General features: G+C 73.9%; 5 protein-coding genes. All 5 read right to left on the bottom strand.

The genetic code is table 11. The features are described from left to right. Positions 1 to 690: 690 nt before the first annotated feature. Positions 691 to 2,280, bottom strand: coding sequence for a phosphoglycerate dehydrogenase (gene serA, locus E1293_RS41675; RefSeq protein WP_132204796.1), 1,590 nt, complete (start codon positions 2,278 to 2,280; stop codon positions 691 to 693). Positions 2,281 to 2,452: 172 nt separating this feature from the next. Then, positions 2,453 to 3,091, bottom strand: coding sequence for a thymidylate synthase family protein (locus E1293_RS41670; protein ID WP_243717359.1), 639 nt, complete (start codon positions 3,089 to 3,091; stop codon positions 2,453 to 2,455). Positions 3,092 to 3,453: 362 nt separating this feature from the next. Continuing rightward, positions 3,454 to 4,983, bottom strand: a complete 1,530-nt coding sequence (locus E1293_RS41665; RefSeq protein WP_132204794.1) for a DUF2079 domain-containing protein — start codon at positions 4,981 to 4,983, stop codon at positions 3,454 to 3,456. A gap of 82 nt (positions 4,984 to 5,065) precedes the next feature. After that, positions 5,066 to 7,054 carry an FtsX-like permease family protein gene (locus tag E1293_RS41660; protein WP_132204792.1) on the bottom strand — a complete coding sequence of 663 codons (1,989 nt, stop codon included), beginning with the start codon at positions 7,052 to 7,054 and terminating at the stop codon, positions 5,066 to 5,068. Then, entirely contained in the window at positions 7,051 to 7,761 is a 711-nt protein-coding gene (locus tag E1293_RS41655; RefSeq protein WP_132204790.1) for an ABC transporter ATP-binding protein, read from the bottom strand. Before E1293_RS41655 ends, E1293_RS41660 begins: the two co-directional genes overlap by 4 nt. Positions 7,762 to 7,763: the final 2 nt, after the last annotated feature.

The raw sequence follows: 7,763 nt of genomic DNA, 5'->3' as shown, positions 1-7,763 counted from the left end.
ACCCCACCCCTCAGCAGGCCCACTGGCCGGGCGTCCGAGCGCCGGGGCGGAGCTGGCCGCGGCTCGCCGAGCAGACGGCACCCACTACTGCGCCGACCTCAGCCACCACCGCAACCACGCAACAACCTCAGGAATCGCGATCGCGTCCGAAGGCAGGGGCGAGCGAAGCGAGACCCTGATCGCGCAGCGAGCCGCTAGGCGAGCCGGAGCGATGCAGCGATCGCCCGCTTTTTTCGACGATGGAGGGCCCCTAGGGCCCGAAGGAGGAGAAAAAAGCTAGTCGGCACGCCTGTCCAGGGCGGTTTGCAGGGCGCGGGCGGCTTCTTCTTGGGCGTCTTCGGCGGGCTCGTTGTTCCAGGTGTCGTTCATGATGGATTGCTCCAGGTCGCTGGGCTGTGGCCGGAGGGGCCGCCGGGAGGCCGTGGTTCGCACGGTCCGGGCGTGGCATCGGGCTGATGGCCGGGCAGAGCCTCCGCAGCGGGTGCCGGCCTGCCGATGATCAGGCCCCGCTGCGGCAGCGGAGGATTACCACGAAGCGCCGCATGACTACCTGTGAGATTACCTCCGCTTCGGCGGGGTTGTCCCGACCCGTGGCGGACAATCTCACGATCTGAGACGTGCTCACCGTGCGGAAACACCGCGGGCGGACGTCCCGGCCATGCCGGACGCCCGCCCGCGGCGGTGGAGCGATCAGCCTTCGAGGTCCACGCGGCGGCCCATGTCGGCGCCGACCTCCTTGGTGATGGCGTCGACGAGCTGCGGGGCGACGGCGGAGTCGACGGTCAGCGCGATGAGCGCCTTGCCGCCCTTGGCGTCCCGGCCGACCTGCATGCCGGCGATGTTGACCTGCTCGTCGCCGAGCAGCTTGCCGACCGCGCCGACGATGCCGGGGCGGTCGACGTAGGAGAAGAAGGCCATGTGCTCGGTCGGGACGAGCTCCATGTTGTAGCCGTTGATCTCGATGATCCGCTCGGCGTGCTTGGGGCCGGTGAGCGTGCCGGAGACGGAGACGACGGCGCCGTCGGCCATCGTGCCGCGCACCTGCACGACGTTGCGCCAGTCGGGGCTGTCCTCGGACGTGGTGAGGGTGACCTCGACGCCGCGGTCGCGGGCCAGCAGCGGCGCGTTGACGAAGGTCACGGCCTCCTCGATGACGTCCACGAAGACGCCCTTCAGGGCGGCGAGCTCGAGGACCTTGACGTCGTGCTCGGCGATCTCGCCGCGGACGACGACGTCGAGGCGGACGGGGACGCCGCCGGCGAGGGCGGTGAAGATGCGGCCGAGCTTCTCGGCGAGCGGCAGGCCGGGCTTGACGTCCTCGGCGACGGCGCCGCCCTGGACGTTGACCGCGTCCGGGACGAACTCGCCGGAGAGGGCCAGCTTGACCGAGCGGGCGACCTGGGTGCCCGCCTTCTCCTGGGCCTCGTGGGTGCTGGCGCCGAGGTGCGGGGTGACGACGACGCTGTCGTGGTGGAACAGCGGGCTCTCGGTGCACGGCTCGGTGCTGAACACGTCGATGCCGGCGCCGGCGACCCGGCCGTCCTTCAGCGCGAGGTCGAGGGCCGCCTCGTCGACGATCCCGCCGCGGGCGGCGTTGACGATGCGGACGGACGGCTTGACCTGCTGCAGCTCGCGGTCGCCGATGAGGCCGAGGGTCTCGGGCGTCTTCGGCAGGTGCACGGTGATGAAGTCGCTCTCGCGGAGCAGCTCGTCGAGCGTGACGAGCTTCACGCCGAGCTGGGCGGCGCGGGCGGCCTGCACGTACGGGTCGAACGCGATCACGTTCATGTCGAAGGCGGCGAGGCGCTGCGCGACCAGGACGCCGATCCGGCCGAGGCCGAGGACGCCGACGGTCTTGCCCTGCATCTCGACGCCGGTGTACTTGGAGCGCTTCCACTCGCCCTGCTTGAGCGCGGCGTGGCCCTGCGGCACGTTGCGCGCGGTGGCGAGGAGCAGCGCGATCGCGTGCTCGGCGGCGGTGACGATGTTGGAGGTGGGCGCGTTGACGACCATGACGCCGGCCTTGGTGGCGGCCTCCACGTCGACGTTGTCGAGGCCGACGCCGGCGCGGGCGACCACGCGGAGCTTCTTGGCGTGCTGGAAGACCTCGGCGGTGGCCTTGGTGGCGCTGCGGACGATCAGCGCGTCGACGTCGGCGACGGCGGGCAGCAGCTTCTCTTTGTCGCTGCCGTCGACGTGCCGGACGTCGAAATCGGCCTCCAGGACGGCGATGCCGGCCGGCGAGAGTTCTTCAGCGACGAGGACGACGGGCTTGCTCAAGGAAACAGTCCTTCGAAAGTGGATGTCGGTGTGATCCGTGCAGGTGAAGTCGCGAGTCACCTCGTCGTGCTCTCGGCCCCCGGCGGTCGAGTCTATAACCCGGGGGTCGGCGGGGTTCGCGGCAGGGAAAGACCCACCGGTAACTCCGCTTCGTCCCGGCCCGCCGGGTTCCTTACGCGGCGTTCGGTTCGGGAACCGAGGCGAGCACGGACGCGACCCGCTCGGCGTCGGCCACGTGCACGTGCGGAACGTCCACGAAGACCCGCAGCGGCCCGGCGGGCAGCCCGAGCTCGTCGGCGACCTGCAACTGCACCTCGCGGAGCGGGATGTACATCAGGTAGCCGCGGTGGACGTTCTGCGACCGGAACATCGCCGTCATGATCAGCCGGTAGCCGCGGATGCGGAACGACAGCGCGGTCAGGGCCGGCAGCCCCTCGGCCGGCTCGCCCGGGATCGTCAGCGAGATCCACGCGCTGGTCGTCCACGGACGGGCCCGCAGGAGGTCCACCACCCACCGGATCTGGTCCTCGCCCTGCAGGTCGTGCAGCCGGGGCCAGTACCGGCCGCGGACGACGCGGCGGGTGCGCTCCTGGGCCCGCCGGACGAGCCGCGCATGGTCGCCGTGCTCGTGCAGGATCGGGTCCTCCCAGCTCAGCGAGGACACCTCGAACAGCAGCGGCGGGCCTTCGATGATGGGCCCGCCGTCCTCCAGGCCGGCCTCGCCGGCCGTCCACACGTGCCGCAGGGCGCCGATCCAGGCCTGCCCGCACGTCTCCCAGCGCCGGACGTCCCTGTCCTCCCGCGCCGGCATGTCACGACTCCCCGCCGCGATTCGCACCCTGACCACCGGCTCGGATCGGAGAATTACCCGCCTGCCTCATCGCCGCCCGGACAATGAATTCCGGCCCGTGTCCCGCCGGTGGCCTTCCGTCGTCGTCGATCAGCCTCACACCACTCATGCACTCGCCCCAAGGCCCGGTCCGTCGGCGGTCACGCGGTCTTCGGGCAGGCTCTCCCGCGCCGGGCCCGCGGCCGTCACGGCTTTCTTCAAGTATCAGGCCAAGTACCCGAAAAGGGTAGAGATATTTAGCCGAAAGGAGTCTTCACCGGCATTCTGACCTGTGCGAGGATGATCGGTCATTGGACAATCCGTCCAAACGATCGTGATGTCCCTCACCACGGGTCGCCGGCGTCCCGGAAAAGCACGACGTAGCCGTGCCGCCGGAAGACCTCGCGGTATCCGCCGGCCTTCAGCTCCTCGACCCGGCGGCGCTGCTCGGCGGGCGACCGGAAGGGGAATTCGAGCCGCCCGACTTGCGCGATCACCCAGGGCGCGCCGTGCGACCGGTCGTCCCAGAGCAGCACCCGGGCGCGGGACGTCAGCGCCGGCCCGACGCCGTTGGCCGCCTCGACGAGCGCGCCGTCGGGGATCCGCGCAGCCGCCGCGGACGCCGCCCGGGCCCGCTCGTTCTGCCGCCACAGCGCCGGGTCGGCCAGGTGCCGGTAGGCGAAGAACGGCACGCAGACGAGCATCGCGGCGAGGACCCCGGCCATCGGCCGGACGGGCGGCACGCGCCCTGCGATCCGGAACCGTCCGCGCAGCCGGGCCGCGCCGTCCGCCGCCGCCAGGACGAGCACGGCGATGATGAACGCGTTGTAGTGGTAGTGCGGCTCCCACCAGTTGCCGAACCGGCTGTTGAGCATCCGCTCGGCGAGCAGCGGGAGGGCGGTCAGGGTCAGCGGGGACGCCAGCGGCAGCAGGAGCAGCGGCAGGGCGACCAGCGCCATCGTGAGGACCTTCTGCGGCGGGGTGCCGAGGACGGCCAGGGCGTCCCACGGATGGGTGAGCGCGTGCACCGCCGCATGCGGCAGGTCGGGGCCGAGCGCGCCGTACGCCCAGTAGTAGTCGTTGTCGCCGCCGAACGCCGAGATGAGGACGCGCGAGCACACCCAGGTGGCGACGAGCCCGACCACGACGTAGGCGAGGCCCGCCCGCCGGTCGCCGCGGGGCAGCAGGTCGCGCGGCGTCCGGCGCTCGCGCTCGTCGGGGCGGGTGAGCAGGTAGAGGCCGAACCCGGCGAGGAGCAGCCCCATGTCCTCCTTGACCAGCAGCAGCACGAACGCGACGGCCGCCGCCTGGACGCGCCGTCCCGCGTCGTGCCGCTCCACCATCAGCGCCGACAGCAGCGGGACGAAGGCGACCTCGTGGAAGTCGAACGCGAGCGCCTCGGCGATGGGCCACGACAGCGCGTACGCGCCCGCCGCGCAGTAGGCCGCGCCGGCGCCGAGCCTCCGCTCGGTGTACCGCCAGATCGGCGGGATGGCGAGCGCGAGCAGGACCGCCTGCGCGAGCAGCAGCGTCTCGGGCCCGTCGTGGATCCAGTAGAGCGGCGCGAGCAGGGCGAGGATGGGCGAGAAGTGGTCGCCGAGGACGGAGAAGCCGGGCCCGAAGTCGTTGTGGACGCCCTTCACCATGGCGACCGGGAGGTCGAACCGGCTGTAGGAGCGGATCGCCTGGTCGAAGATCACCAGGTCGTAGCTGCCCGTCCGGAAGGCGTGCAGCCGCATCAGCGAGTACGCCGCGTACAGCAGCGCGCTCGCCGCGACCAGCGCGGCCACCGCCGCGCGCCGCCGCCGGGCGGCTCCCCCGCGGCGCGCGGGGGTCTCGCCGACCGCCCCCTCCACCGCCACCGCCTCAGCCACGCGCCGGACGCTACCACCGGCACCGGCGCGCGGCTGAGCCGCCGTGCGGCGTGCCGGCCGGCACGGCCGCACGGCGTGGCGGTCAGGCCGCCGGGCGGCGGGCCATCGGGAGCCGCGAGCGGGTCACCGCGCCGGCGAAGACGGCCGCGACCAGCGGGATGCCGGCGCCGATCGCCAGCAGGAGCAGCCACGGGACGTCGACGATCGCGCCATGGCCCGGGACGCCCTCGTCGCCCGCGCTCTCGGTGAGGGGACGGGTCACGGCGAGACCCGGGACGAGCCCGCCCGCGATGCCGAGCCAGCAGCCGAGCACGGCGATGAATCCGGCCTGCCCCATCGTCAGCAGCCGGCCGGTGCCCGGCCGGGCGCCGATGGCTCCGAGGGTGGCGCGGTCCGGGCGGGCGTCGGCGGCGGCGAGGCTCGTCGCGATCAGCGTGCCGCCGAGCGCGAGGATCGCCGCGGCGGCGCCGAGCAGCAGCGTCGTCTTGCCGTGCGAGCCGGTGAAGCCGCGCTCGACGTAGACCTGGCCGTCGCCCCGGCCGAAGCCCGCCAGGGTCCTGTCGAGCCGCTCCTGCTCCGCTTTGGTGACGCGGTGGTCGGCGCGGTCGACGCCGTACGCCTCCGTCCGGACGGCGATGCCGGTCTTCTCGGCGATCCGCTCCGCGACCTTCGGCGGGACGATGGCCGCCACGTGCGGATCCTCCTGGGCGGCGAAGGCCGGCAGGTCCTGCACCGTGCCCGCGGTGTGCTGCCGGTCGTCGGCCCAGTAGGAGACGGTGGCGGTGACCGTCCCGCCGGCGGGCGGACGCGCGTCGAAGAGGACGATCTTCCCCGCGGCCAGCGCGGACGTCACGGCGGGATCGTCGCGTCCGAGCAGCATCCGGGCCTCGCGCGCACCGCCGACCACGTGGTCGACGTGGTTGAAGCCGACCATCCCCTTGTCGTCGACGGCGAAGGACACGGAGAGGCAGTCGGACGAGTCGCCGTTCGGGCAGGCCGACCCCTCCCCGGGCAGACCGCGCAGCGGGACGAGGGGCACGCCGGGCAGGTCGCGCCGGAGCGCCGGACCGGCCGCGTCCGCCTGCTCCAGTGGCGGCCTGACCAGCGCCGACCCCATGGGCAGCTCGGCCCGGTACTCGACGCGGTCCTGCCGGAAGTCGCTGGCGCTCCCGATGGCCAGCGCGGTGATCCCGGCGACGGCCGCCATGATCGCGGCGATCGCGGGCGCGGTGCGGGACCGGTTGCGGGCGCCGTCCCGGACGGCGAGGCGCAGCGGGAGCGGCAGGCGGTGCGCGAGCCGCCCGGCCGTCCCGACGATCCACGGGCAGGCCAGCACGAGCCCGATGATGATCGCGGCGGCGCCGAGCGCGGCGCCGAACTCGGCGAGCACGCGGACGCCCTCCAGGGACGTCGCGATCCCCGCGACGACGAGCACGCCGCCGGCGATCGGCCAGCCGCGGCGGGCGCGGCCAGGGGGTTCGCGGCGTCCGGCCAGGGCGGCGACCACGTCCATCCGGCCGGCCTGCCGGGCGGGCGCCAGCGCGGCGAGCAGCCCGCTGCCCGCGCCGAGCAGCATCGTCACGGCGACGGTGAGCCACGGCACCGTGAACGGCCCGAGCGGCTCCGCGCCGTTGGCCTCGGCGACCTGCTTGGTGACGGCCGCCGCGGCGATCCCGAGCACGGCGCCGCCCACCGCGGCGACCGCGCCGAGGAGCAGGCCGTTCGCCAGGACGACGGCGCGCAGATGCCGGCCGGCGCCGCCCGCGGCCTCGACCAGCGCGAGCTCGCGGCGCCGCCGCCGGACGTCCACCACGAACGCGGGGCCGGCCAGCAGCACGACCTCCAGCACGACCATCGTGAAGATCATGGCGAGGACGGCGGTCTCGGCGGCGCTCGGGGCGGCCGCCGCGGCGTCCCGCGCGTCCCGCGCCCGCTCGGTCGCCCTCAGCACGGCCAGGGCGACGACGACGCCGATCGGCAGTCCGATCATGCACAGCACCAGCGCGGTGCGGCCCTTGGCGCGCCGCGCGTCCTGCCGGGCCATGCGCAGCGCGAAGGCGTAGCGGTTCACGGGGTCTCCTGGAGAAGGCTCTCGGGGCCGGACGTGCGGGGCGTCGCGTCGACGACCCGGCCGTCGCGCAGGAACACGATCCGGTCGGCCCAGCCGGCGTGCCGGGACTCGTGCGTGACCAGCAGGCAGGACGCGCCCGCGTCGCAGCGGGCCCGCAGGATGCGCATGACGTCCTCGCCGGTGTGGCTGTCGAGCGCGCCGGTCGGCTCGTCGGCGAGGACGAGCCGCCGGTCGCCGACGAGCGCGCGGGCGATCGCGACGCGCTGCTGCTGGCCGCCGGACATCTCGTCGGGGAAGCGGCCGGCCAGGTCGCCGACGCCGACCTCCGTGAGCGCGTCCCGCGCCTCCCCGCGGGCCTGCCGGGCGCGGACGCCGTCCAGCTCGCGCGGCAGCATGACGTTCTCGGCCGCGGTCAGGCTCGGGATGAGGTTGAGGTCCTGGAAGACGTACCCGACGCTGCGGCGGCGCAGCGCCGACCGGGCGGCCCGGCTCAGCGCGCCGAGGTCGGTGCCGTCCACGACGATCCGCCCGGACGTGGGACGGTCGAGGCCGCCGGCGAGCGTGAGCAGCGTCGACTTCCCGGAGCCGGACGGGCCCATGACGGCGACGAACTCGCCCGCCGCGACGTCCAGGTCGACCTCGCGCAGCGCGTGGACGAGGGACGGCCCCTCGCCGTGGTCGCGGGACACGTCCCGCATGGTCAGCAGGG

The organism is Actinomadura darangshiensis (assembly GCF_004349235.1).
GTDB lineage: Bacteria > Actinomycetota > Actinomycetes > Streptosporangiales > Streptosporangiaceae > Spirillospora > Spirillospora darangshiensis.
Note: the sequence above shows the minus strand (reverse complement) of the source record. Positions and strands in the feature narration are given on the sequence as shown.

Excerpts from the sequence above, each read along its gene's own strand:
- E1293_RS41670 (WP_243717359.1), bottom strand. The coding sequence starts at position 3,091 with ATGCCGGCGCGGGAGGACAGGGACGTCCGGCGCTGGGAGACGTGCGGG.